This window comes from Streptacidiphilus carbonis, from assembly GCF_000787775.1.
In the GTDB taxonomy this organism is placed as follows: domain Bacteria; phylum Actinomycetota; class Actinomycetes; order Streptomycetales; family Streptomycetaceae; genus Streptacidiphilus; species Streptacidiphilus carbonis.
The window spans coordinates 133,812-157,402 of the sequence record NZ_BBPM01000009.1 but is presented as its reverse complement, the minus strand read 5'-3'; the positions used below and the strand labels follow the sequence as shown (position 1 = coordinate 157,402).

Annotated in this window: 20 protein-coding genes and 3 pseudogenes; 7 read left to right on the top strand and 16 right to left on the bottom strand. The window is 70.8% G+C overall.

Features of this window, described 5'->3' with window-relative positions:
- Positions 1-16: 16 nt before the first annotated feature.
- The 7 genes from TR46_RS09935 to TR46_RS09905 form a co-directional block, all read right to left on the bottom strand.
- Positions 17-898 (bottom strand): ABC transporter permease, encoded by an 882-nt coding sequence (locus tag TR46_RS09935; protein ID WP_084718194.1) that lies wholly within the window; start codon positions 896-898, stop codon positions 17-19.
- Positions 895-1,797 (bottom strand): ABC transporter permease, encoded by a 903-nt coding sequence (locus TR46_RS09930; RefSeq protein WP_042396976.1) that lies wholly within the window; start codon positions 1,795-1,797, stop codon positions 895-897. Before TR46_RS09930 ends, TR46_RS09935 begins: the two co-directional genes overlap by 4 nt.
- Positions 1,794-2,969: an ABC transporter ATP-binding protein gene (locus tag TR46_RS09925; RefSeq protein WP_084718192.1), complete on the bottom strand. Its 1,176-nt coding sequence runs from the start codon at positions 2,967-2,969 to the stop codon at positions 1,794-1,796. The genes TR46_RS09930 and TR46_RS09925 overlap by 4 nt, the downstream gene beginning before the upstream one ends.
- Positions 2,970-2,983: 14 nt before the next feature.
- Positions 2,984-4,261: an extracellular solute-binding protein gene (locus TR46_RS09920; RefSeq protein ID WP_084718190.1), complete on the bottom strand. Its 1,278-nt coding sequence runs from the start codon at positions 4,259-4,261 to the stop codon at positions 2,984-2,986.
- 84 nt (positions 4,262-4,345) lie between these two features.
- Positions 4,346-6,076: an L-arabinonate dehydratase gene (gene araD, locus TR46_RS09915; protein ID WP_152626388.1), complete on the bottom strand. Its 1,731-nt coding sequence runs from the start codon at positions 6,074-6,076 to the stop codon at positions 4,346-4,348.
- A 26-nt stretch (positions 6,077-6,102) separates the two neighbouring features.
- Positions 6,103-7,062, bottom strand: a complete 960-nt coding sequence (locus TR46_RS09910) for a dihydrodipicolinate synthase family protein (protein WP_042396969.1) — start codon at positions 7,060-7,062, stop codon at positions 6,103-6,105.
- On the bottom strand, positions 7,062-7,727 hold the full coding sequence (locus tag TR46_RS09905; protein WP_304941270.1) for a GntR family transcriptional regulator: 666 nt from the start codon (positions 7,725-7,727) through the stop codon (positions 7,062-7,064). Before TR46_RS09905 ends, TR46_RS09910 begins: the two co-directional genes overlap by 1 nt.
- A gap of 286 nt (positions 7,728-8,013) precedes the next feature.
- Between TR46_RS09905 and TR46_RS09900 the strand changes: the two genes are divergently transcribed.
- Together TR46_RS09900 and TR46_RS37790 are read left to right on the top strand one after the other, a co-directional pair.
- Positions 8,014-9,447 (top strand): pectinesterase family protein, encoded by a 1,434-nt coding sequence (locus TR46_RS09900; RefSeq protein ID WP_042396965.1) that lies wholly within the window; start codon positions 8,014-8,016, stop codon positions 9,445-9,447.
- 60 nt (positions 9,448-9,507) lie between these two features.
- On the top strand, positions 9,508-11,982 hold the full coding sequence (locus TR46_RS37790) for a pectinesterase family protein (RefSeq protein WP_052432675.1): 2,475 nt from the start codon (positions 9,508-9,510) through the stop codon (positions 11,980-11,982).
- 61 nt (positions 11,983-12,043) lie between these two features.
- Here the strand turns inward: TR46_RS37790 and TR46_RS09890 are convergent, their stop codons facing one another.
- The gene (locus TR46_RS09890) at positions 12,044-12,742 is read right to left on the bottom strand and encodes an SDR family NAD(P)-dependent oxidoreductase (RefSeq protein ID WP_042396962.1); all 699 of its coding nucleotides are present in this window, start codon (positions 12,740-12,742) and stop codon (positions 12,044-12,046) included.
- A 101-nt stretch (positions 12,743-12,843) separates the two neighbouring features.
- On the opposite strand from TR46_RS09890, the gene TR46_RS09885 reads away from it, so the two are divergent.
- Positions 12,844-13,713, top strand: coding sequence for a helix-turn-helix transcriptional regulator (locus tag TR46_RS09885; RefSeq protein WP_042396959.1), 870 nt, complete (start codon positions 12,844-12,846; stop codon positions 13,711-13,713).
- Between the two features lie 74 nt (positions 13,714-13,787).
- Here TR46_RS09885 and TR46_RS44100 read toward each other — a convergent pair.
- From TR46_RS44100 to TR46_RS09860, 6 genes and pseudogenes are all read right to left on the bottom strand, one after another.
- Positions 13,788-14,147, bottom strand: a pseudogene (locus TR46_RS44100) (DUF6508 domain-containing protein); the annotation flags it as partial.
- Between the two features lie 108 nt (positions 14,148-14,255).
- Positions 14,256-14,687: pseudogene (locus TR46_RS44095) on the bottom strand (HD domain-containing protein); the annotation flags it as partial.
- A 52-nt stretch (positions 14,688-14,739) separates the two neighbouring features.
- Complete coding sequence (locus TR46_RS09875) at positions 14,740-16,107, bottom strand: hypothetical protein (RefSeq protein WP_042396956.1); 1,368 nt, start codon at positions 16,105-16,107, stop codon at positions 14,740-14,742.
- 74 nt (positions 16,108-16,181) lie between these two features.
- A complete protein-coding gene (locus TR46_RS09870) occupies positions 16,182-16,370 on the bottom strand; it encodes a hypothetical protein (protein WP_042396954.1) in 189 nt (62 codons plus the stop codon).
- 90 nt (positions 16,371-16,460) lie between these two features.
- Positions 16,461-17,183 (bottom strand): GntR family transcriptional regulator, encoded by a 723-nt coding sequence (locus TR46_RS09865; protein ID WP_042396951.1) that lies wholly within the window; start codon positions 17,181-17,183, stop codon positions 16,461-16,463.
- Positions 17,184-17,728: 545 nt separating this feature from the next.
- Positions 17,729-18,801: pseudogene (locus tag TR46_RS09860) on the bottom strand (protein kinase family protein).
- Between the two features lie 211 nt (positions 18,802-19,012).
- Between TR46_RS09860 and TR46_RS09855 the strand changes: the two are divergent.
- Complete coding sequence (locus TR46_RS09855) at positions 19,013-19,402, top strand: VOC family protein (protein ID WP_042397132.1); 390 nt, start codon at positions 19,013-19,015, stop codon at positions 19,400-19,402.
- A 43-nt stretch (positions 19,403-19,445) separates the two neighbouring features.
- On the opposite strand, the gene TR46_RS09850 is transcribed toward TR46_RS09855, so the two are convergent.
- Complete coding sequence (locus TR46_RS09850) at positions 19,446-20,084, bottom strand: hypothetical protein (protein ID WP_042396948.1); 639 nt, start codon at positions 20,082-20,084, stop codon at positions 19,446-19,448.
- A 60-nt stretch (positions 20,085-20,144) separates the two neighbouring features.
- Here TR46_RS09850 and TR46_RS09845 point away from each other — a divergent pair, with 60 nt between their 5' ends.
- Complete coding sequence (locus TR46_RS09845) at positions 20,145-20,600, top strand: VOC family protein (RefSeq protein ID WP_042396945.1); 456 nt, start codon at positions 20,145-20,147, stop codon at positions 20,598-20,600.
- Between the two features lie 19 nt (positions 20,601-20,619).
- On the opposite strand, the gene TR46_RS09840 is transcribed toward TR46_RS09845, so the two are convergent.
- On the bottom strand, positions 20,620-22,032 hold the full coding sequence (locus TR46_RS09840; protein WP_042396943.1) for a hypothetical protein: 1,413 nt from the start codon (positions 22,030-22,032) through the stop codon (positions 20,620-20,622).
- A 124-nt stretch (positions 22,033-22,156) separates the two neighbouring features.
- On the opposite strand from TR46_RS09840, the gene TR46_RS09835 reads away from it, so the two are divergent.
- The gene (locus TR46_RS09835) at positions 22,157-22,765 is read left to right on the top strand and encodes a C40 family peptidase (protein WP_236655280.1); all 609 of its coding nucleotides are present in this window, start codon (positions 22,157-22,159) and stop codon (positions 22,763-22,765) included.
- A 201-nt stretch (positions 22,766-22,966) separates the two neighbouring features.
- The gene (locus tag TR46_RS09830) at positions 22,967-23,557 is read left to right on the top strand and encodes a TetR/AcrR family transcriptional regulator (protein ID WP_042396940.1); all 591 of its coding nucleotides are present in this window, start codon (positions 22,967-22,969) and stop codon (positions 23,555-23,557) included.
- Positions 23,558-23,591: the final 34 nt, after the last annotated feature.

Below are 23,591 nucleotides of genomic sequence, written 5' to 3'. Positions count from 1 at the left end.
GCGGTGGCTGTGCCTCTCAGTCCGTTGAGCGGGCGACGAGCTGGGTGGGGTTGACGAAGCGCAGCGCGATCAGCAGCAGCACGGCCATCGTTCCGGTGTAGATCACGGCCATGGCGTCGATCGACTGGGTGGAGCGGATGCCGGCCGAGTTGACGGCCGAGAAGAGGGTGACGATCAGGGTCTGGCTGGTCGGGCCCGAGGTGAGGAAGGTCAGCTCGAACATCCCGAAGGTGCGCACCAGCACCAGGATTCCGGCGGCCAGCATCCCGGGCAGCAGCAGCGGCGCCAGGATCCGGGACAGCACGGTCCAGGTCCTGGCTCCGCACATCCGGGCCGCCGCCTCGATCTTGGGGTCGATCTGCTCGATGAACGGGGTCATCGTGAACACCACGAAGGGGATCGACGGCACCAGGTTGGCCAGCACCACCCCGGTGACCGAGCCGGCCAGGTGGAACTTGTAGAGCACGGTGGCCAGCGGGATGCCGTAGGCGATCGGCGGCACCAGGATCGGCAGCACGAACAGCCCCATCACCAGCTTCTTGCCGGGGAAGTCCCGGCGGGCCAGCGCGTAGGAGGCGGGGACGGCCAGCACCAGCGAGATCAGCACGACCAGGAAGGTCACCTCGACCGTGGTCCACAGCACCTGTCCGAGGCTGAACTCGGACCAGGCGTCGCTGTACCAGTGCCCGGTCCAGCCGCCGGGCAGCCAGCTCCGGAACCAGCTGCTGCCGAAGGAGTTGAGCAGCACCGTGACGATCACGCCGAGCAGGTTGAGGAAGAAGAAGCCGAGCACGCCCCAGGTGATCCAGGCGCCCGGCTTGATGGCGATCCGGCGCCGTCCGGCGTCGGGGTCCGTGCCGGGGGCCGCGGTCGCGGGCCTGTCGAGTACGGCGCTCATCCTTTGCCTCCGGTGGATCCGCTGTAGAGCCGGGAGCGCAGGGTGGTGACGGCGACGATGACGACGAGCATCAGCACCGTCATGATCATCGCGTCGGCGCAGCCCTGGGCGTAGTCGAAGTGCTCCAGCGCCGCCTCGTAGGCCTCGATGGAGATGACGTGCGTCTTCCCGTCCGGGTCGCCGACCATCATCGCGGAGGGGAACACCGCGAACGCCATCACGAAGCTGAGGCAGAAGGTGGTCATCAGGCCCGGCAGCAGCAGCGGGAAGGTGATGTGCCGGAACCGCTGCCACCAGTCCGCGCCCAGGGTGGAGGCGGCCTTCTCCAGGCTGGGGTGGATACCGGAGAGGTAGGAGTGGGTGAGCAGGTAGGCGAAGGGGAAGCCGCTGATGATCAGTGAGAGCAGCACCCCGGTGTAGTTCATGGTGAGCTGGACCGGGGAGGAGGCCAGGCCGAGCAGGTTCAGGGTGTGGTTGAACCATCCGGCCGGGCCGTAGAACTCCAGGATGCCCTCGGCCGTGAGCACGGTTCCCAGCGTGATCGGCACCACCAGCAGCGCCAGCAGCAGCCGCTTGCCGCGGAAGTCGCGGCGCATCCGGTAGGAGATGGGGACGGAGACCCCGACGTTGATCAGCGATGCCGGGATGGCCAGCGAGAAGGTCTGCCAGATGGACTTGCGGGCGAACGGCTCGGAGAAGAAGGCGTGGTAGGCGCCCAGGACTCCGCCGGACGCGGGCTGGAAGGAGAGTTGCAGCCCGTACAGGAAGGGGTAGCAGAACAGCGCGATGACGGCGAGGGCGCCGGGCAGCACCAGCAGCAGGGTGCGGTCGACACCGCGTTCGGCGAGGCGGTGGCGCAGTGCGGGACGGGACGGGCTCTGCGGGAGGACGACGGTCACGACGGCACCTCCCCGGCCGGCTCGGTTGCCGCAACCGTGGAGGGCGCAGGCTCCGGGAAGAACAGCGCCCGTTCGGCGTCGACGGCGACCGACAGCGCGTCACCGGGGCGCACCGTGCCGGAGGACTTGAGGTGGATCCGGTCCCCCTCGCGGGTGACTGCCTCCACATGCAGTACCCGGCCGTGGTACTCGACGATCTCGGCCACGGCCTCGCCCAGCGCGGGCTCGTCCGCCCCGGCGATCCGCAGGTCCTCGGGGCGGATGGCCACCGTCACCGGCCCGCCCTCCCGCAACTGGCCGTCGCCCACCGCGGTTCCACGCACCGTCAGCCCGCGGCCGGTAGCTGCCGCTCCTGCGGCGTCCGCGCTGGTGACGGTGAGCGGCAGCAGGTTGCGGTAGCCCATGAACGCCGCCACATGCGGGTTGGCCGGGTGCTCGTAGAGGTCGGCCGGGGTGCCGATCTGGCTGACCCGGCCCTCGTGCAGCACCACCAGTCGGTCGGCGAGCGACAGCGCCTCTTCCTGATCGTGCGTCACATAGAGGGTGGTGAGGCCGAACTCCTGGTGGATCCGCCGGATCTCGCTGCGCATCTCCAGCCGCAGCGCGGCGTCCAGGTTGGACAGCGGCTCGTCCATCAGCACCAGCGGCGGCTCCATCACGATGGCGCGGGCGATGGCGACGCGCTGCTGCTGGCCACCGGACAGCTGACCGGGATGCTTGTGGGCCTGCTCGCCGAGATGGACCAGGGCGAGCACCGCGTCCACCCTGCGGGTGGTCTCGGCCTTGCCGACGCCGCGCATCTTCAGCCCGAAGGCGACATTGGCCCGCACCGTCAGATGCGGGAACAGGGCGTAGTTCTGGAAGACCATGCCGAAGCCGCGCTTCTCCGGCGGCAGGGTGTCGATCCGCCTGCCGTCCAGCACGATCTCGCCCGCGGTCAGCGGCAGCAGGCCGGCCAGCGAGTTGAGCGCGGTGGTCTTGCCGCAGCCCGAGGGGCCGAGCAGGGCGACGAACTCGCCGCCCCTGATGGTCAGGTCCAGCGGGTGCAGCGCGGTGTGGGCGCCGTAGGCGCGGCTGATGCCGCGCAGTTCCAGTGCCCCCAGTTGGGAGGCGGGGCGGGCTGCGGCCCCGGCGTCGGGCTCTGTGCTCGGGACGGGCTTGGCGGTCGTCATCGGGGTCACCGTGCTCACTTGGTCGAGCCGATCTTCTTGTCCCACAGGTCGAAGGCGGTGACCTGGGCGGTGGCGGGCAGCGAGTTCTTGATCGGGTTGTTGGCGATCCAGCCGTCGAAGTCCGGGTCGCCGAACTTGGCGATCGCCTGCTGGGAACTGGCCGGCGCCTGACTGAGCGTCACTCCCTTGACCGCCGGGCCGGGGTAGAAGTAGCCCTGGTCGTAGGTGACGGCCTGCTGCTCCGGGGTGAGGATGAAGGCCAGCAGCTTCAGCGCGGCGATCAGCTCGTCGTTGCTGACGCCCTTGGGGATCACCCCGTACTGGGCGTCGCTGACCCAGGTCATGTTGTCGAACTTGCCGACCTTCATCGACGCCGGGACGGTGCCCAGGGCCTTGGGGTTGATGTACCAGCCGGTGGTGCTGGTGATCATCGGGGAGGTGCCCTGGGCCAGGTTGGTCATGATGGCCGAGGTCTTGGACGGGTAGCTGCTGATGTACTTGTTGAGCTCGGTGAGGTAGGCCCAGGTCTTGGCCCAGCCGTTGACCGGGTCGGTCGGGTCGGTGTCGCCGAGCAGGTACGGCAGGCCCATCAGGAAGGTGCGCCCGGGGCCCGAGTTGCGCGGCTGGGCGTACTGGAACTTGCCGGGGTTGGCCTTGGCCCACTCCAGCAGCGCGTCGGTGGTGGCGGGCACCGAGGTCACCTTCGCCGGGTCGTACTCCAGCAGCGGTCCGGACGGGTACCAGACCAGCTCGATGCCCTGGTCCTGGGCGAGGGAGGCCATCGAGGCGGCGCCGGCGCTGTAGTTGGACATCAGGCCGGGGAAGAAGGTGGCGTAGTACGGCTTGAGGTCGTACCACAGGCCCTTCTGGATCCCGGCCGACAGCCCGTCGGTGCCGGTCAGCACCAGCTGGATCTGGACGTTGCCGCCCTGCTGCTGGGCCTGGACCTTGGGAGCCAGCTCGGGAGCGGTGCCGGTGGTGGTGGTGACCTTCGAGACGTAGTCGGGGTACTTCGCCTTGAAGGCGTCGATGATCGGCTGGGTGAGCTTCAGGTTCCCGGCGACGTCGAGGATGTTCAGGGTCACCGGCTTGGACGGCTTGTCGGCGAGGGTGCTGGGCGCGGCGCTGCTGCTACTCGTACTGGTGCTGGGCGCGCCGCAGGCGGCCAGGACCGGGACGGCCGCGGCGCCAGCGGCGAGGGTGCTGATCACCCGGCGGCGGGACGGGCCTCTGGAGGAGCCGCTCGCGTCCGGGGTGTCGTCGGTGTTGCGGACCACGCTGTCTGCGGACATGGCTGATGGAGCCCTTCGGTCAGTGGTGGTGAGCGGGGCTGTGCTGTGCTCGGCTTTTTGAGGGTCCTGAGAACTGCGGGTGTGTCAGCTCGGGTCGGGTGAGGGGTTGTCGCCGGCCCGGGCCAGGAAGTCGAAGTCGCAGCCCTGGTCGGCCTGGGTGATGTGCTCGGAGTAGAGCGCCCCGTAGCCGCGTTCGAAGCGGGGCTCGGGCGGCTGCCAGGCGGCCCGGCGGCGTTCCAGCTCCTCAGCGGTCACCTCCAGCTGCAGCAGGCGGGCCGGGACGTCCAGGGTGACCAGGTCCCCGGTGCGGACCAGGGCCAGCGGGCCGCCCGCGTGCGACTCGGGGGCGACGTGCAGGACGCAGGTGCCGTAGCTGGTGCCGGACATCCGCGCGTCGGAGATCCGCACCAGGTCCTTGACCCCGCGTTCCAGCAGGTAGGAGGGGATCGGCAGCATGCCGTACTCGGGCATGCCGGGGCCGCCGAGCGGTCCGGCCCCGCGCAGCACCAGCACGGTGGACTCGGTGATGCCGAAGGCCGGGTCGTCGATGTTCTGCTGCAGTTCCTGGTAGGAGTCGAAGACCACGGCCGGGCCGGTGTGGACCAGCAGCTCCGGGTCGGCGGCCAGGTGCTTGATGACCGCGCCGCCCGGGGCCAGGTTGCCGCGCAGCACCGCCACTCCGCCCTCGCTCGCCACCGGGTCCTGCGGGGTGCGGATGACCTGCGGGTCATGGGTCTCGGCCGCGGCGTAGTAGTCACCGAAGGAGCCGCCGGCGACGGTGGGCCGCTCCGGGTGCAGCGCCCCGGGGACCCCGGCCAGCTGCCGCAGCAGCGCCGGCAGGCCGCCCGCGTAGTAGAAGTCCTCCATCAGCGCCGCGCCGACCGGGCGGACGTCCGCCAGCACCGGGACCCGCCGGCCGATCTCGTCGAAGTCCTCCAGCGAGAGCGGCACGCCGACCCGTCCGGCCATCGCGACCAGGTGGATCAGGGCGTTGGTGGAGCCGCCCAGGGCGAGCACGGTGGCGGCGGCGTCCTCGAACGCCTCCCTGGTCATGATCCGGTCCGGGGTCAGCCGCGCCCGCACCAGCTCCACCGCGCGGGCGCCGCTGGCGGAGGCCATCCGGTGGTGGCCCGAGTCGACGGCGGGGATCGAGGAGGAGCCGGGCAGCGCCATGCCCAGCGCCTCGGCGGCGGCGGTCATGGTGGAGGCCGTCCCCATGGTCATGCAGTGGCCCGGCGAGCGGGCCAGGCCGCACTCGACCTGGGACAGCTCGCACTCGCCGATCCGCCCGGCCCGGTACTCGTCCCAGTAGGCCCACAGGTCGGTGCCGCTGCCCAGGGCCCGGCCGCGGTAGTTGCCGCGCAGCATCGGCCCCGACGGCACGACCAGGGCCGGAAGTCCGGCGCTGGCGGCGCCCATCAGCAGCGCCGGCACGGTCTTGTCGCAGCCGCCCATCAGCACCGCGCCGTCCACCGGGTAGGAGCGCAGCAGCTCCTCCGTCTCCATGGCGAGGAGGTTGCGGTAGAGCATCGGGGTGGGCTTCTGGAAGGTCTCCGACAGGGTGGAGACCGGGAACTCCAGTGGGAAGCCGCCGGCCTGCCAGACCCCGCGCTTGACCTGCTCGGCGCGCTCGCGCAGATGCATGTGGCAGGGGTTGATGTCGGACCAGGTGTTGAGGACGGCGATGACCGGCTTGCCGAGGTGCTCCTCGGGCAGGTAGCCGAGCTGGCGCATCCGGGAGCGGTGGCTGAAGGCGCGGAGCTTGCCGCCGGTGGGGTCCTCGCTGTCGCCGAACCAGGCGGCGGAACGGAGCACGGGCGGGGCGGTTTCGCCGGTCGGGGTCACAGCCAGCCCTCGTTCCGCCACTGGCCTATCAGTCCGGAGATCCGGTCGCGCAGGTCCTCGGGAAGCACCCGGGACGGCGGCCGCACCGCCCGGCCGGACAGGCCGAGCTGCTGCAGGGCCTCCTTGACCACGCTGACGTTGTCGGCGGAGGCGTCCGCCGCCCGCAGCTCCTCGAAGACCCGGGCCGAATCCCACACCCGCATCGCCTTGGCGAAGTCTCCGCCGCGCAGCGCCTCCAGCAGGGCCGCGGACAACTGCGGGACGACATTGACCAGCCCGGAGGTGAAGCCGGTCGCGCCGACCGCCCAGTAGCCGGGGGTGGACAGCTCGGCCAGCCCGGCGATCCAGGCGAACCGGTGCAGTCCGGCGTCGCGGGCCACCGAGGCGAACCGAACCGGGTCGGGGACCGCGTACTTCACTCCGATCACATTGGGGCTGCGGTCGGCCAGTTCGGCGATCTGCCAGCCGTCGATCCTGGGGTCGCGGACATAGAGCACCACGCCCAGCTCGGGCACGGCGTCGGCGATGGCGCGGTGGTACTCGATCCAGCCCTCGGCCGAGCGGTAGGGGTGCACCGGCTGGTGCACCATCAGCGAACCGGCGCCCGCCGACCTGGCGTCCAGCGCCCCGGCCACGGCGCTGGCGATGTCAAGGCCGACCCCGGCCATCACCTCGGCCCTGCCGTCCACGGCCGCGACCGCGGACTCGACGGCGCGGCGGGTCTCCGCCTCGGTGAGGGTGTAGAACTCGCCGGTGTTGCCGTTGGGGGTGACCACCTCGACGCCGTGGTCGACGATGCGGCGGATCAGGGCGGCGTGATTGTCCCAGTCCACCGAGCCGTCGTCCCGGAACGGCGTCACCGGGATGGCGACGACGGTGGACAGCCGGGCGCGCAGCGCGTCCAGCGGGGTCTGCGTCTCCTGCGGTGCCAGGGGCACCTCGTTCTCCGTGGTCATCAGATCCCGTCCTCGGGGAAGTTCCGGGCAGCGAAGGCACCGATATGAGCCCGCATCAGATCCCGTACCTGGTCCGCCTCGCGGGAGCGGGCGGCGGCCAGGATCGCCCGGTGCTCGCGTGCCTCCTGCTCCCAGGAGGGCTGCCGGGCCCAGGCGGCGCTGGACAGCAGCGCCGTCTGGTCCCGCAGTTCGTCCAGGGTCCGCACCAGCAGCGGATTGCCGCAGCCGGAGTACAGCGCCCGGTGGAAGGCGCGGTTGGCGAGCGAGCGCTCGGCGGTGTCCTGGGCCTGGTCGGCGAGGTCGAGGGCACGCCGGGCGTCCTCCCAGTCGACGGCGCCCGCGGCGGTGCGGGCGGCGGCGACCGGCTCCAGCAGCAGCCGCATGTCGTACACGCAGCGGGCGTGCGCCTGGTCGACCTCGCGTACGGCCGCGCCCTTGTAGGGGCTCATGACGACCAGCCCGGAACCGGCCAGGGTCTTCAGCGCCTCCCGGACCGGCGTCTTGGAGACGCCCAGCTGCTCGGCCAGGTCCGTCTCGACCAGGGCCTGACCGGGCTTCAGCTCCCCGGTCAGGATGGAGTGCTTGATGGACTCCAGCACGGCCTCGGTACGGGAGGGCAGGGCGCCGGGGCGGGCCTGTCCGTTCTTGGCAAGGATCTCGGGCACGTCTGCTGCTCCTGGCTGGTGCACGGTGCGAACACGCGATACTACTGCGGCGCTGCTGCGGTCCTGCATGGAATCTCATATACGATCCGTCGCAGACGCTAAGGGTCCTCGCGGCGATGGTCAAGGGGTCGCGGCCAGGTTCCCGTGACTGACGGACGCTCAGCTGGAAGCCGATGTGCACAGACCGGACACAGTGTGCGCCGAGGCGTTGACGGCCGGTCCACCGGTCCGTAATCTCGCGGCTCGTCATATATGAGATTTCATACGTGAGAGTGGGAGATCCCCCATGCGATCTGCCCTGCCCCGCACTCTGCTGCTCACCGCCGCAGCCGCCCTGTTACTGCCGGCCCCCGGCGCCGCCGCAGCCGCGCCGGCTGCCGGCCCAACGGTCGGCGTCCAGGGTTCGGCCGCCTCTGCCTGCGTGGACACCGCCCTGAGCATCCGCTCGTCCACCGTACCGACGCTGGGCACGAGCGGCTCCGTGACCGTCCTCGACGACACCACCGGCGCGGTCGCCGACCGGATCGACCTGGCCGATCCCGCCTCCTACCGCCGCACCGTCGGCGGGGCCGTGAACGCCGACGGCAGCCCGCACGAGTTCAGCTACGCGCCGATCACCCTGGACGGCGACACCGCCGCCGTGCACCTGCACCACCAACTCGCCTACGGCCACCGCTACACGGTCACCGTGGACGCGGGAGTGCTCAGCACCCTGACCGCCCCGCTCAGCCGCACCTTCCGGACCAGGGCGCACGCCCCGACCGGCCGCAGCCTCACCGTCTCGGCCGACGGACGCGGCGACTTCTGCACCGTGCAGGGCGCCATCGACGCGGTGCCCACCGGCAGCAGCCGCCCCTACACGGTCGAGGTGCGCCCCGGTAGCTACACCGAGCTGGACTGGGTGCCGACCGGCAAGAACCACCTCACCGTGCAGGGCACCGGGCCCGACCCCGCGGCCACCACCATCCAGTACACCAACAACAACACCCTGAACAGCGCGCACGCGGTCGGCATCTGCCCGCGCCAGCTGATCCCCGGGCACGACGACAGCAACTGCTGGCGCGCCTCCTTCAACGTCGAGGCCGACGACTTCACCCTGCGCGACCTCACCCTGCACAACACCACCCCCTACGGCGGCTCGCAGGCCGAGGCGTTCCGGGGCAACGGCGACCGGATCGCGCTGGACCGGGTCCGACTGCTCTCCTACCAGGACACCCTGCGGCTCCAGGGTCGCGGCTTCGTCACCCGCAGCTACATCGAGGGGGACGTGGACTTCACCTGGGGATTCGGCGCGGTACTGATCCAGGACAGCGAGATCAGGTCGCTGCACGCCGGCTATGTCACCCAGGTCCGCAACGACGCCGGCCACCCTGGCTATGTCTTCCTGCGGGACCGGCTGACCGCCGCGGCCGGCGTCGCCGACGGATCGGTCTACCTGGGCCGGATCGACCCCACCGTCTACCCCCACAGCCAGGCCGTCTTCATCGACACGGCGATAGGCCCGCAGATCGCCCCGACCGGCTGGCTGCTCAACAACGCGGACTGCACCGCCGGGGCCGACCTGCAGTTCTGGGAGTACGGCTCCACCGACCTGACCGGACGCCCGCTGGACACCGGCTCCCGACTGGCCTGCTCCCAGCAGCTGACGGCCGCTCAGGCGGCGCTCTGGAGCGATCCGGCGACCGTCCTGTCGGGCTGGAACCCGACCCGGCACGGCTGAACCCCGCCCGCTCCTTCGTTCCTTGCCGAGCACCCACCCTCCCGGAAAGGGAACCGACCCATGAGACTCCGCCGTCTGACGGCGGGGCTGATCGGTGTGCCCGCACTGCTCCTGTGCGGCACCACCGGCCAGGCCCTCGCCGACAGCGCCACCAGCACCAGCACCAGCACCACCGGCACGAGCACCGTCACCCTCACCGTCGCCAAGAGCGGCGCGGAGTACAGCACCGTCCAGGCCGCCGTGGACGCGGTGCCGGACGACTCGGCCACCCCGTACCTGATCTCCATCGCCCCGGGCAGCTACGCCGAGCGGGTCACCGTCCCTGCGGCCAAGCTGCACCTGACCCTGGAGGGGGCCAGCCATCGGGCCGCCGACGTGGTGATCACCTCCGCCGACTACAACCAGGAGGTCAACCCGCTCACGGGCAAGGCCTACGGCACCGAGGGGTCGGCCACCGTGCACGTGAAGGCCAACGACTTCACCGCCGAGTACCTGACCTTCGCCAACACCTTCGACAAGACCGTCGACCCCACCGTCACCGGCACCCAGGCCGTGGCGATCGCCATGGAGGGCGACCGGCAGCAGTACCTGCACGACGCCTTCTACGGCCACCAGGACACCCTGCTGAGCTGGGACTCGTCCGCCACCACCGATCTGCGCCAGTACGTCTACGACTCCGAGGTCAGCGGCGACGTCGACTTCATCTTCGGCAACGGCAGCCTGGTCGTGGACCGCTCCACCATCGACGCGCTCAACGACGGCATCTACAGCAAGGCCTATCTGACCGCCCCGGCGACCCCCGCCGCGCTGTCCCACGGCATCCTGGTCACCGGCTCGACGGTCAGCACCACCCTGGCCGACAACGCCCTCTACCTGGGCCGGGCCTGGAAGCCGGCCACCGACTCCGACCCCCAGGCGGTGTTCCGGGACACGCTGCTCCCCCAGGCCGTCAACACTGCGGGGCCCTGGCTGGGCATCTCCGGCGCGACCTGGAGCAGTGGCCGCTACGGCGAGTACGGCAACACCGGCCCCGGCGCCGCCACCGCGGCCTCGGACGTCCGCCCGGTGCTGGACGAGGCCGCCGCCGCCGACGACACCGCCGCCTCCTACCTGTCCGGGGCCGACGGCTGGGACCCGGTCGCAGCCGCCACCGCGCCGCCGCCGACCACCGGCGACCGGCGCTCCGTCAGCGAACCCCGGCTCCCGTCGGTCTGCCGGACTCTGACGGCCGCTCTGACCATCGGCAAGGACCGGCTCTTCAGCGCCGCGGACGAGGCCGCGCCGCCGGACACCGCCCGGATCCAGGCTGCGCTGGACGCCTGCGCCGGCACCGGCGCCAGCGTGCTGCTGACCACCGGACGCACGCCGGGCACCCATCCCGCCGACTTCCTGTCCGCGCCGCTCACCGTGCACGCCGGGGAGTACCTGGTGGTCGGCGAGAAGGCCACGCTCTACGCCACCCGTGACGCAACCGCCTACCAGCAGGCGGGCAAGGCGGTCTGCGGCTCGATCGGCTCCACCGGCACCGGTTGCAACCCGTTCGTCTCGGTCAACGGCCGTGACGCGGGCGTCGAGGGCACCGGCACCGGGGCGCACCAGGGCCGGATCGACGGCCGCGGCGACCTGACCGTGCTGGGCACCACGGCCTCGTGGTGGGACCTGGCGGTCACGGCCAAGGACGAGGGCCTCAAGCAGGTCAACCCGCGGCTGATCCAGTCCAACTCCGCCGACGACGTCACCTTCGCCCATGTCACCCTGGCGAACGCGGCCAAGCAGCACCTGTTCATCGCCAGGAGCATCGGCGCCACCGTCTGGGGCGTCACCGTCGACACCCCGGCGAACACGCTCAACACCGACGGCTTCGACCTGGACTCCAGCACCGAGGCCACCATCACCGACTCCTCAGTGATGGACGGCGACGACTGCGTGGCGCTGACCACCAACAACGCCGCCGAGTCCCAGGTGAGCGTCAGCGGTCTGCACTGCTACGGCACCCACGGCCTGTCCATCGGCAGCGGCACCACTTACGGCCTGGACGCCATCCAGTTCACCCACAACACCCTGGACGGAAAGGACATCTGGGGCAACGTCAGCAGTCTGGACAACGGCATCAGGGTGAAGAGCTACCCGGGCGCGGGCGGCACCGTCACCAATCTCTCGTATGCCGACACCTGCATGACCGGCGTGCAGAACCTGATCGTGGTCACCCCCAACTACGCGGCCCCGACCGGAACGTCGATCCCCTGGTTCAAGTCGGTCACCATCGACGGGGCCACCGCCGTCGACTCGGTCACCGGCGCCACCTCCGACCTGGAGGGCTACAGCGCGGACTACCCGTCCGGGATCACCCTGCGCCACGTCCACCTGGACGCCACCTCGGTGACCGCCGCCTACGCGAACATCACCCTCGACGACACCGACCTCTCCCCCGCCGGCCCCGGCGTAACCGTCACCGACACCGGAGTCCCCGACCCCGGACACCACGGCCACAGCGGTGGGCAGCACTGCTCCTTCCCCGGATTCCCGCACTCCTGACAACTGGAGCGTGTCCGACCCGGGTACGGACGGGCGGCCCCCGTCCGTACCCGGGTACCCGCTACCAGGCGACGGGGCCGAAGCGGTCGACGAAGCGACCGGTACCGGCGTCGGCGGGCTCGGTCGCCAGGGCGACGATCGCGTCGGTCCCCTCGGTGACGGTCTGCGGGCCGCTGTGGGCGTTGAAGTCGGTGGCGGTGTAGCCGGGGTCGACCGCGTTCACCCGGATATCGGGCAGGGCCTTGGCGTACTGGGTGCTGAGCATCGTCACCGCGGCCTTGGAGGCCGTGTACAGCGGCGCGGCGAACCGCGACTCGACCCGGCCGGGGTCATGGGTGAGCGCCTGCGAGCCCATGCCGCTGCTGACATTGACCACCGACGGGCTCGCCGACTTGCGCAGCAGCGGCAGGAACGCGCCGGTGACCCGGACCACGCCGATCACATTGGTCTCGAAGACCGCGGTCGCGTCCGCCGCGGTGAGCTCCTCCGCCGGAGCGTGCGACCCGATGATGCCGGCGTTGTTGATCAGGATGTCGACGCGGCCCTCGTGAGCCTGGATGTCGGCGGCCGCCGCGGCGACGGAGGCGTCGTCGGTGACGTCGATGCGCACGAAACGGAGGCCGAGCCGGTCGGCGGCCGCCTGTCCGCGCCCGGCGTCGCGGGCTCCGAGGACGACGGTGTGGCCGAGTTCGGTGAGGCGGCGGGCGGTCTCGTAGCCCAGGCCCTTGTTGGCCCCGGTGATGAAGGTAATGGTTTCCATGGATCCAGCTTCGGCGCGGCACGGACGGACAGCCAGGGAGGCTTCGACGGTAGGAAACGCAGTACCACCCTGACTGCGCGCGCCCGCCGCACAATGGACGGATGAGCACAGACACCACCGGCCTGGGGGCCACCATCCGATCCTGGCGCGACCGGCTCACCCCGGCGGCCGTGGGACTGCCCGCGGGCCGAGTGCGGCGGGCGGCCGGGCTGCGCCGGGAGGAACTCGCCGAGCTGGCCGGGGTCTCGGTCGACTACGTCGTGCGGCTGGAGCAGGGACGGGCCACCACGCCGTCCGCACAGGTCGCCGCCTCGCTGGCGCGGGCACTGCGGCTGAGCCGCGACGAGCGCGACCACCTCTACCGACTTGCCGGTCTGCAACCGCCGAGCGACGGCATGATCAGCGATCACATCCCGCCCGGGGTCCAGCGCGTCGTGCAGCGGCTCGGCGCCACACCGGTGGCCGTGTTCGCCGCCGACTGGCGGCTGCTCTGGTGGAACCGCAGCTGGGCCGCGCTGATCGGCGATCCCTCGACGGTCGCGCCGGACCAGCGGAACCTGGTCCGGTCCCGGTTCCCGACCGCCGCGACCAAGGCGCACATCTCCGACCGGCCGATCATCTCCGAGAACGCCGAGGCCACCGACCGCGCCATCGTCGCCGACCTGCGCCGGGCCTCCGCCCGCTACCCCGCCGACCCGCGGCTGGCGGACCTGCTGTGCGACACCGTCAACGGGAATCCGCACTTCGCCCGGCTCTGGCGGGCAGGTGGCGTCGGCACGCACCGCGAGGACCGCAAGACCATCCACCACCCCGTGGTCGGCCCGATCACCATCGACTGCGACGTCCTCACCGACACCGACGCCGACCTCAAGATCGTCATCTACACCGCGGCCCCCGGCAGCGAGGAGGAGGGCAAGCTCGACCTGGTCCGCGTGGCGGGCATCGTGGAGGCCGCGGCGGAGACGTTCTGATCCGGCTGCTGCCCCCGCCGGTGTGTCTGCTCGCTACCTGCCCTGCTCGCTACCTGCTCTGCCCTGTTCGTTCGCTATCTGCCCTGCTCGTACCAGCCGACCAGAGCGGCGGCGATGGCGAACAGCGTCCCGTCCAGCAGCGCCGCGCCGATCGTGCCGTCGCCGAAGCGCTCGCCGCGGATGACCTGGGTGGCCGCGCGGACCGCGTCGGCCGGCGAGAAGGTCTCCTCCCGGCTCAACTGCACCGGTGCGAACGTCATCCAGTGGTAGGCCGGGGTCACCGCACCGACGGCGGACAGCGCGAAGTGGATCGAGTCGACCCGTTTGCTGTAGACGGGGTAACCGAGCTGCCAACTGCCGTCGGGCCGACGGCTGCTCTCCTCCCAGGTGTAGTCCTCGTCGTCCACCTGCCAGTCCCGGACATGCCCGGCGAGGGTCTCCCAGGCGTCGGTGCGGTCACGGTCCAGACCTTCCAGCAGCGCCGCGTCCCCCGGGTCGCCCTCGCAGGGACGCGCCGGGACCGGGGCGGCCGGGTCCCAGCGCACCAGCCGGTCCATCCGCGCGTACTTGCGGCGCAGCCGGATCCGCGTCGCCGGGTCCAGCTGGGCGAGCCGCCCGGGGTTGCTGTTGTGCGCCAGGTCCGCCTGCTTGATCAGCACCGCGCCCGGCTCGGCCCGCAGCCGCGCGGCGTAGTCGCGGAGGTCCTCGTCCGGGTGCTTGGTCATCGCCAGGACCAGTGCTTTGGTCCGCTCCGACAACGGCGCCCCGGCCAGCCATTCGCTCGACAGCGCGTCGTCCTCGATCGAGTCGTGCAGCCAGGCGGCGGCGATCTGCTCCTGGTCGCCTCCCCGCTCCCGCACGCCCTCCGCCACGGCGGCCAGATGCTCGGCGTAGGGGCGGCCCGTCTTGTCCACCTGCCCGGCGTGGGCACGCCGGGCCACCGCCTCGACTTCGGTGAGACTCAGATACTCCATCAGCTGTCTCCGATCCCGCTGGACTCCCGCTCCACCACCCTAGGACGTCGGATCACAGGAAGCGCGAGCTCGGAACCGGCCCGCTCGAACGGAGCGGGGGCCGACCGCCCTGCAGCCACTCGCCCCGTACGGCGGCGGCGAACGCGGCCAGCAGTTCGTCGCTGTCGGGCGGGGTGCCGCCGTCGCCTTCGCGTCCGCCGTCGCCGTCGCCTTCGCGATCGCCGTCGCCCGTGGACGGCCCGGCCCGCACGATCTCGGCGGCCAGCTCCTCGACCGACCGGCCGTCGGGCGCGGTCCGCTCCACTTGGCCGTCCTCGTCCTGACGCAGGAGCGCACCCCACGGCGGCACCAGCGACTGGTACAGCAGGCCGACGCTGTCCGCGGTGATCGGCGGCGCATCGGTCCAGCAGCTCGCATGCTCGTGCAGCACCTGGCCGGGCTCGCGTTCCAGCAGCGCCGTGAGCGCGGCGCCGCCCGCGGCACGGGTCTCCTCGCCGATGACGCCGTCCAGGTTGTAGGCGATCACCACGGTGTCCCGTCGCCCGGCGACGAAGGACTCTGCGGGAAGCCCGAGGATCTCCGCGGCGGCCAGGCCGAGGATCCGACTGTCCCGGTCCGGCAGCAGCGAGACCGTACCCGGCCGGAGTCCGGCAGCGGCCAGGACGGTGCCCAGGCGCAGCAATCCGCGCCGGCACTCGGCGTAGGAGTCCTGGTAGTAGGCGTACCGCCCCCGCATGCCCTGGGCGAAGCCGTAGGGGGACAGCGTGCCGAGCACGGTGCCGCCGATGACGAACTGCCAACCGCGCAGGTCTTCCCGGTCGAGAGCGGTGACGGCCGCGGCCGCCGCGGCCCTGCGCAGCATCCGCGCGAGCCGGTCCCGGGGTGGCACCCACTGCTCGTCCTCGGGGTCGGTGAGCAACGCGAACTGACGGTTCGCCAGTTCCAGGTCACCCGCCATGAGGGCGTTGAACACCAGCAGGTAGCGGTCGGGCCAGTCCTGCAACGCCGCCTCGTGCGCCAGCAGGACGTCGGCGGCCTCCCGGTGCCGGGTCTCCGCCTCGTAGGCGGCCACCAGCTCGCGCAGTGGCAGGGCTGCGTCCGGGTACCGTCGCAGTACCTCGCGCATGGCCGGAACGGCAAGGTAGTCGAGCCCGCGCTCGATGCAGGCGTACCCGAAGTCGAACAGGCTCTGCGCGTCCTCCGGCTGATCGGCGAGCTTCGCCGAGGCCTCCTTCAGATCATCGAACCCGGCCGAATCCGCCGCCCGCTCCACGACCAGCGCGACCTCGCCCAACGGCAGTGACTCAGCACCGGAGCGCAGCTTCCGCAACGCTGCAGGCGTGTCACCGGCCTCCAGCGACTCCCACGCCTCGACGAGTTCAGCGGACTTCGGACGACGGCTTTCACTCGACGAGAACATGCCCGCGATCTTCCCTGACAACGGAGCCCCCGAGCAAACGAATTGGCCGCGTCCGCCGGCTCGGTGGCCAACGGTCAGTGCTGCTCCAGCAGTTGCCGTAGTCCGTGCTCCAGCAGCGCGAAGCCGTGTTCTGCGTCGGCCACCGCGGCGTCGTACCGGGAGTCGGCCGTCACACCCCGGGCCAGGTGTTCGGCGTTGTCGTCGGCCAGAGTCCAGCGGACCGCGACGATCTGGACGGCGGCCAGCCGTGCAGTGCCGGTCACGGTCCGTTTGAATGATCCCGTTCAACCTGATGGAGACTCAGAACGAGGTGTACGTCTGCGGAGACCAGGAAGAGCCTGCCGCGAGCGGGCTTATGGGACGTACTCGTAGCCGATGGTGAACCTAGGTGGGAGCACCCACTCCCCGTACTCCACCACCCCTGCTGCGTCGCTCCACCTGTGCGCGCCCGCCAGGACCGCGGATCCCACCGGGATTCCCAGGCCAGAGGCTTCGCGGGCGTCGGCGGCCCGGCCGTGCATGTCGTCCCTGGCGTGGGTGATGATCCGTTCGGTGGCCTCGAGGACCCGCGCGGTCAGCCCGGCGTTCTTCCCCGGAGCGGTCGACAGCAGATCGGGAACCAGGGCAGCGAACTGGGCCGGATACCAGGTGACGGCGAAGCAGGTCCGCGTACTGCCGCGTCCGCTGATCCACTCGCGCCGAACCACTTGATCCCCGCTGTCCAGGTCGAACAGCTCGGCTACGTAGAGCGGCGGCACGACCAAACCGGCATCGGTTACGCGGCTGGTCTCGCCCTCGGCCAGTATCGACTTCACGCGTTGGACCCTGGCCAGACGGTCGCGGCTGCTCAGACCCACTCGCGGATCGTCGGCCACGAACGTCCCTCTCGGAGTGGTGCGGATGAAACCCTCCACCTGCAGCGCCTGGAGGGCCCTGCTGACCGTGGCGGCGGCCACCTGCCAGGAGCCGCTGATCTCACGGTTGGTCGGCAGCTTCGCCCCGGGCTCCAGTTCACCCGAGAGAATCCGCTGGCGGAAGTGATCAGCGATCACCGTAAAGGTTTTCGAGCTCGCCATATCGAATGCCGTACCTCTCCACGAGGATGACGTTGCGTCAGGGTGCACACTAGTGCACTACGAACCGTTGCGGAGTGCTTCGGCCACCGACAGAGTGAACTAGAGCACTCGATTTCGGAGGTAGGCCGATGGTTGGTTGGTGGTACTCGATGACGCCGCAGCAGTGTGCCTGCTGCGGTGGATCGGAGAACAGCGTGAACGTCCGCACCCGGCGCTGCCTCCCCTGTGACGGCGTGACTTTCCGGCCTGCCGAGGGAGAGCCGCCCCAGAGCGCCGCACCGAAACCGGCAACTGCAGCGGACGCGTCGTGAGCGCCGCCGTCTGGGCCGAAAGGCCCCCGCAGGTGGGGCAATGGGTTCTCGACACCCGGTCCGGCCGTGTCGGGGTGGTCCGGGACGTCATCGCGGGCATGCTCTACCTCCGCCCCGGTGGCGGCGGCCGTGAGTGGGAGGCCCTACCTGGACAGGTGCGCCCCGCCACCGGGGAGTCTCTGACGTCCAGAGTCCGGGAGATCAATCGAGAGAGCACCGACCGGACGGGCCGGCTCACCCCAATGCCCGGATCGCCTCCAGGGGATACGGGGTCTGCCTGCTCTCAAAGCGGAACTCGCGGTAGTACTCCGTCATCACTGCGGCGAGCGGGGCATGACGAGTGAGGATCGCCGCAATCCCCGGCGGGATTCCCGTCGGAGGTTCACCTTGCGCGCAGGCGTGCAGGAAAGTGGTGCGCTCGTCCCCCCGGTACCCGTACAAGGCGGTGACGAGCCAGATGACCAGATGGGTGACGGTGTAGCAGCGGTCATACGTCTGGTGTTCGGCGAAGAAGTCGACCTCCTCCTTCGACAGGTCGAACCGGGAGGAGATCGCAAGGCCGTAGTCCGCGAAGAACAGACGCTTCCCGTCGGTCAGGATGTTCTGGAAGTGACCGTCGAGATGCAGGAGCCCTCGGGCGTTCATGAAGGAGGTAATGGCCTCAAGCTCCTTCGTCACCTGGCACATGCCTGCTCGGCCGTCTCGTCGTCGGCATTGACCTGAACGTCGAGCCAGTCGTGCAGGTTCTGCGGGATGTACTCGAGGAACAGCGCGATGCTCGCCGAGGAATCCCGAAGTGCCTCGATCCGGTGGCGCACCTCGGGTTCGCCTCCCCAGTACGAGACAGCTTTCTCCACGTCGGCCAGTTCCTCGGGAAGCGACTGCCCGGGATGCGGCAGCACCCGCCAGTGGTACATGAGAGGGAATCCCTCATGGTCCTCTGCGAGCACCCAGTTCGTCGTCGTGGTGTGCACGGCCAACTCCCGCCAGGCCCCGAAGCCCGGCCCTCCAGGGACCCCGAGGCCGGGATGGCAGAAGGCAGGTAGTCCGAAGAGATTCGCCGTAGACCGGACGTTCTCCGGCTGCCTTTCCAGATCGGTCAGCGGAAGTCGCTTGACGAAGACCGGGGTCCCAGCGACTTCCAGCAAAGCCGAGGTCCCGCCGATGCCGGAACCCAACGGCGCAGCCGCATCCACAAGGTCGTGCAGTTGACGATCACTGCACAGGGCCAGCGACGTGGAGACCGCACTGTAGGCAGCCAGACGCGCACCACGCGACGCTTCAGAGCTCTCGACGCCAACCCTCACCAGGGCACCAACCTCTCGGAAGCACCTGGGTCCGCCCAGAGCACGCTGTCACCACGCGACTCTACTTTCCGTCCCGCCAGGCCACACAACAGAGGCACCAAGCGATCGTTGACGTCCCATAAGCGGCGGCACTGCCAGCCTGTCGGGCGGCACTAGGCTGTGAATCACAAGGATTCGCCTCTCGATGGGAATCGAATGGACGGGAGCTGCCATGCCGATGCAGATGAAGTTGGCCGCCATCACGCTCGACTGTGCCGATCCGGTGGCTCTGGCGGCGTTTTATCAGCGGGCCACCGGCCTCGAACCCCACCCGAAGTCGGACGCTGATTTCGCCGGCATCACTCGGGAAGACGGACTCTTCATCGGTTTCCAACGGGTCGACGACTACCGGGCTCCGTGCTGGCCCGACCAGACGGTCCCCCAGCAGTTCCATCTCGACTTCGCAGTGCAGGACTTTGACGAGGCGGAGGCCGAACTGCTGGCCCTGGGCGCGGGCAAACCGCAGCACCAGCCGGGGGAGGGCAAATGGTGGCGGGTGCTCACAGATCCGGCCGGGCATCCCTTCTGCCTGGTCAAGGAGCAAGAACGTGAGACATCCTGATCCGTCGGGTCCATCGCAGAACTCATGAACCTGGCCGGAGGTTTCAGCCCACGGCTCGGATCAGGCGGTGGAGCCAGTTGGCGTAGGTCGGCGTGCCGCGCAGGTGTTCCGGGACGAGGAAGGTGCGGGCTCCGAGGCTGCGGAACTCATCGTCGGCCACGGGGATCAGGACGAGGCACAGGGCGAAGGGCGCGGCCCGGTGGCCGATCTCGGCTTCGACGGCGCGGACGATGTCGCCCTCGCAGCTGAGCCGGTTAGCGGGGCCGGAGGCATCCCTCAGGGCAGCCATCCCGGCGCTCTTGCGGGCGTTCTGCCAGTGCGCCATCTCCGGCCAACGGGCCGCGACCAGACGCTGCAGTTCAGGGTGCGGGGCCAGTGCCTCGAAGTCGGGCGGAACGAACCAGCCCTCGCTGAGCGGTCCTCCGGGCACGGTCCCGACACCGCGTCGGGGATCGGACTGCAGGTTCAGCACCGCGTGCCACCAGAAGCGCCAACCGTCGGCCAGGGCCTCTCCTGCGTCCGTGGTCGGCTCGGGCAGCGGGTCGATGTCCAAGGGGCCGGGGATCGCGCCGCCTGCCGGGACGGGGATGCGCTCGGCGGCGCGCAGCCACAGGGCCCACTCCAACTGCTGCTCCCACTCGCGGATGCTGATCGTCCACGAGTCAGATCCCGCATAGCGCATCTGGTCTCCCCCTCCGTGCGGCTGCCATTGAATGTCAGACGTGTCTGCCAGGCTCCCGCCATGGAGATGACGCTGCAACTGACGATCGACTGCGCCGAACCGCAGAGGCTGGTGGCGTTCTGGAGCAAGGCCCTTGGATATGTACCGGAGCCGCCGCCCGACGGCCATGGCACCTGGCGGGAGTACTGGGCAGCGAGCGGGGTGCCCGAGGAGGAGTTGCCTGACGGTGCCGGCGATACCCCGGAGTCGATCGTCGATCCCGCAGGGCGAGGGCCGCGGGTGTGGTTCCAGCAGGTCCCGGAACCCAAGGCCGCCAAGAATCGCATCCACCTCGACCTGAAGGTCGGCGGCGGGCGTGGCGTCCCGTTGGCGGTCCGCGCGCAGCGGGTCGCCGGCATGGTGGAAAGCCTCACCGAGGCCGGTGCCAAGGTGCTCCGGGTCATGGACGAGCCGGACATGGGGCAGTACGGCGTCGTGCTGCAGGATCCGGAAGGCAATGAGTTCTGCGTCGTCTGACCATCGCCCGCCACGCCGGTCAGAGGCCGTGGGCGTCCAGTTCGGCGAGCAGGCTGCCCTTGGTGCTGTGGGTGGCGCGGAGTTCGGCGATGACGCGGACGGCCTCCTCCGGGGTGCCCAGGGTTCGGTAGAGGTCGCGGAGGCGTGCGGTCCAGGTGGCGGCGGCGCGGAAGGAGTCGCGGGTCTGCTGGTCGATCTGCTCGTCGATCTCCTGCCGGTAGACGGGAATCGCGTCGGCCGGGTGGGTGTCCGCGCGCAGCTCTGCCAGCCGGAGCAGCGCACGGTGCGGTACGCCGTACTGGCGGGCTGCCGCCCAGGCGGCGTCGGGGTCGCCGTCGGCAAGGAGGAACTCGATCAGCGGCGAGGCCGGGTTCTCCCAGCTGCGGGTGGTGGGACGGGCCGCGCGACGGTTCAGTTCGGCCAGTGCCCAGGTCCGCTGCCCGGCCGCGGCCTCAGGGGGTAGGGCCGCGACCAGGGCGCGGTAGGCGTCGTGGTCCGGGCGGCGCTGGAACTGCTCCCGGAGCAGCGCGACGGCCTCGTCGCCTCGCCCGACCACCGGGTAGTGCTCAGCGACGAAGGCGAGCAGCGGCGCGTCTGGCCCACGGCCGGACGGAGCCAGGGCGAGACCCCGCTCGGCCCATTCGAGGGCTTCGGGGACGCGCCCTGCGGCGGCGAGCAGTGCGGCGATGCGCAGATGGCGGCTGGGGTGTCCCAGGTCGGTGGCGAGCACCGCGACCAGGGCGTCGGTGTCGCCGCGGAGTGTGTGCACGGCCTCCAGACGACGGGCCAGGGCGCGTCGCTCGCCGGGCGCGCTGCGGTCGAAGGCGGCGGAGAGGGCGCTGTTGTAGGCGTCGAGGCCGCGGTCGCCGAGGATTTCCGCGTAGGCGTCAATGGCGTACGGGACATCCTGATCAGCCGTCAGATGGCGTTCGGCGAGCCAGCCCGCCAGCTCCTCCGGGTCGGAGCAGCCCTTCAGGGAGGCGTCCAGAGAGGCCTCCCGGTGCAGCTCGGCAAGGTTCACAGCGGCCTCGCGCAGCTTGCCTGCGGAGTCCTCGGCCTGGGGCGTCACCGCACCGAGCTGCTCGATCGCCTGCTGGGCGAGCCGTACCGCCAGACCGGCGCCGCCCTCGGCCAGGGTCTGTCCGAGGAAGCCGACCACCGCCGCGGCCTGCTCGGCGTAGAGCCGCGTCCGGGCGGCGTCGAGCGGGGCCACCGGTTGCAGCGCCGCACGGACGGCTGCCTCGGCCGCGCCCGGATCGCTCCCCGCCGCGTGGAGCGCCGCCAGGACCGCCGCCGACCGCAGCCGCTCCCCCAGCGCCGGGGCCTCGGCGGCCGCCTCCAGCAGCAGCCGGACCAGCGCCCCGTGGTCGAGTCCGGCCAGGTAGCCGGGCAGCGGGTCCCGCGATGCGGATGTGCGGTCGCGGCGGGGCATGCGAGGTCCTCGGAACGTGGGGGCGGGGTCCCCCAGGTTACCGGCGACATCATCACGCTGCGGGACTCGCCCACCGATGGCCGCTTGCGGCAGCCCCGCACCGCCGAGGCGATGGAATCCGACAGTGCACCCGACACAAGCCCCTCACCGTCGTCGCCGGACGCCGACGCGCCGCGGTCCGGTGGTCTGCACCGCGCTCGCGCTGCTGCTCTGGATCTCGGCCACCGGCACCGCTGCCGCCTGCGACGGAGCAGCCGCGACCACGGCTGAACGCGACACCGGCCAACGCGTCGCCGCAGCCGCGCTGCACGAGCTGGGGACGCCGTACGCCTGGGGCGGGGGCGGTCCGCGGGGACCCTCTCTCGGCTTCTGCGACGGTGTCAACGGCTATCTGCAGGGCGTGTGCATGGCCGACCACACCATCGGCTTCGACTGCAGTGGGCTCGCTCTCTTCGCCTGGTACCAGGGAACGGACGGCCGTGTCCTGCTGCCGCACTACAGTGTGGACCAGCGCGCCGAGGACCGTCCGGTTCCCCTGGACCAGCTGATCCCCGGTGACCTGCTGTTCTTCGCCCACCCTGGCGGCCCGGTGCACCACGTGGGCGTGTACCTCGGCGGCGGTGCGATGGTGCACGCGGAGCACACCGGTACCGTCGTCGCCGTCCTCCCGGACGTCGCCCACGACCCGGTCTGGGGCCCGCAGCTCATCGCCGCCGCACGCCCCGACGCCTGATCGTCGCAGTCATAGCGGAACGCCACTCCGCTTACTGGAATGCCTCCGAGAGAAGGCTCACCGGGAGGGGAGCAGCAGACCTGCGTCGGCTAGACTCACCATCGGATCGTGGACCCGAATCCATACGGAACTCAGATCCGCTTGACCGGGCCGACACAGACCCGGCACAGGAGACCGCAGGAGACACAGAGGGGCGGCGCGGTGAACGAAGGCCAAGGCGGCGCAGGCGGCGCGGCACGCCCCAAGCGGGCGGACGCCCGGCGCAACGAGGAGTCACTGCTCGACGCGGCCGCAGCGCTCTTCGTCACCGCCGGTGTCGAGGTGCCGGTACGCGACATCGCGGCCCGGGCCGGTGTCGGAACCGGCACCATCTACCGCCACTTCCCCACCCGCGCGGACCTCATCATCGCCGTCTACCGGCACCAGGTCGAAGCCTGCGCCCAGGCCGGCCCGGCGCTGCTGGAGACCAGCGCGACCCCGCACGCCGCACTTGGGCGGTGGATCAATCTCTTTGTCGACTTCCTGGTCACCAAGCACGGGCTCGCCGTGGTGCTGCAGTCCGGCAACACCGACTTCGAGGCGCTGCACACCTACTTCCTCGACCGGCTCCTTCCGGTCTGCGCCGAACTGCTCGCAGCCGCAGTCGCCGCCGGGGAGATCCGCTCCGACATCGACTCCTACGAACTCATGCGCGGCGTTGGCAACCTGTGCATCGGCGGGGACAACAACCCCCGCTACGACGCCCGCCGACTGGTCGAACTCCTCATCGCAGGCCTGCGCCTCCCCCGCTGACCACCGCCCGCCCCGGCTCGCCCCGTCCACCCCC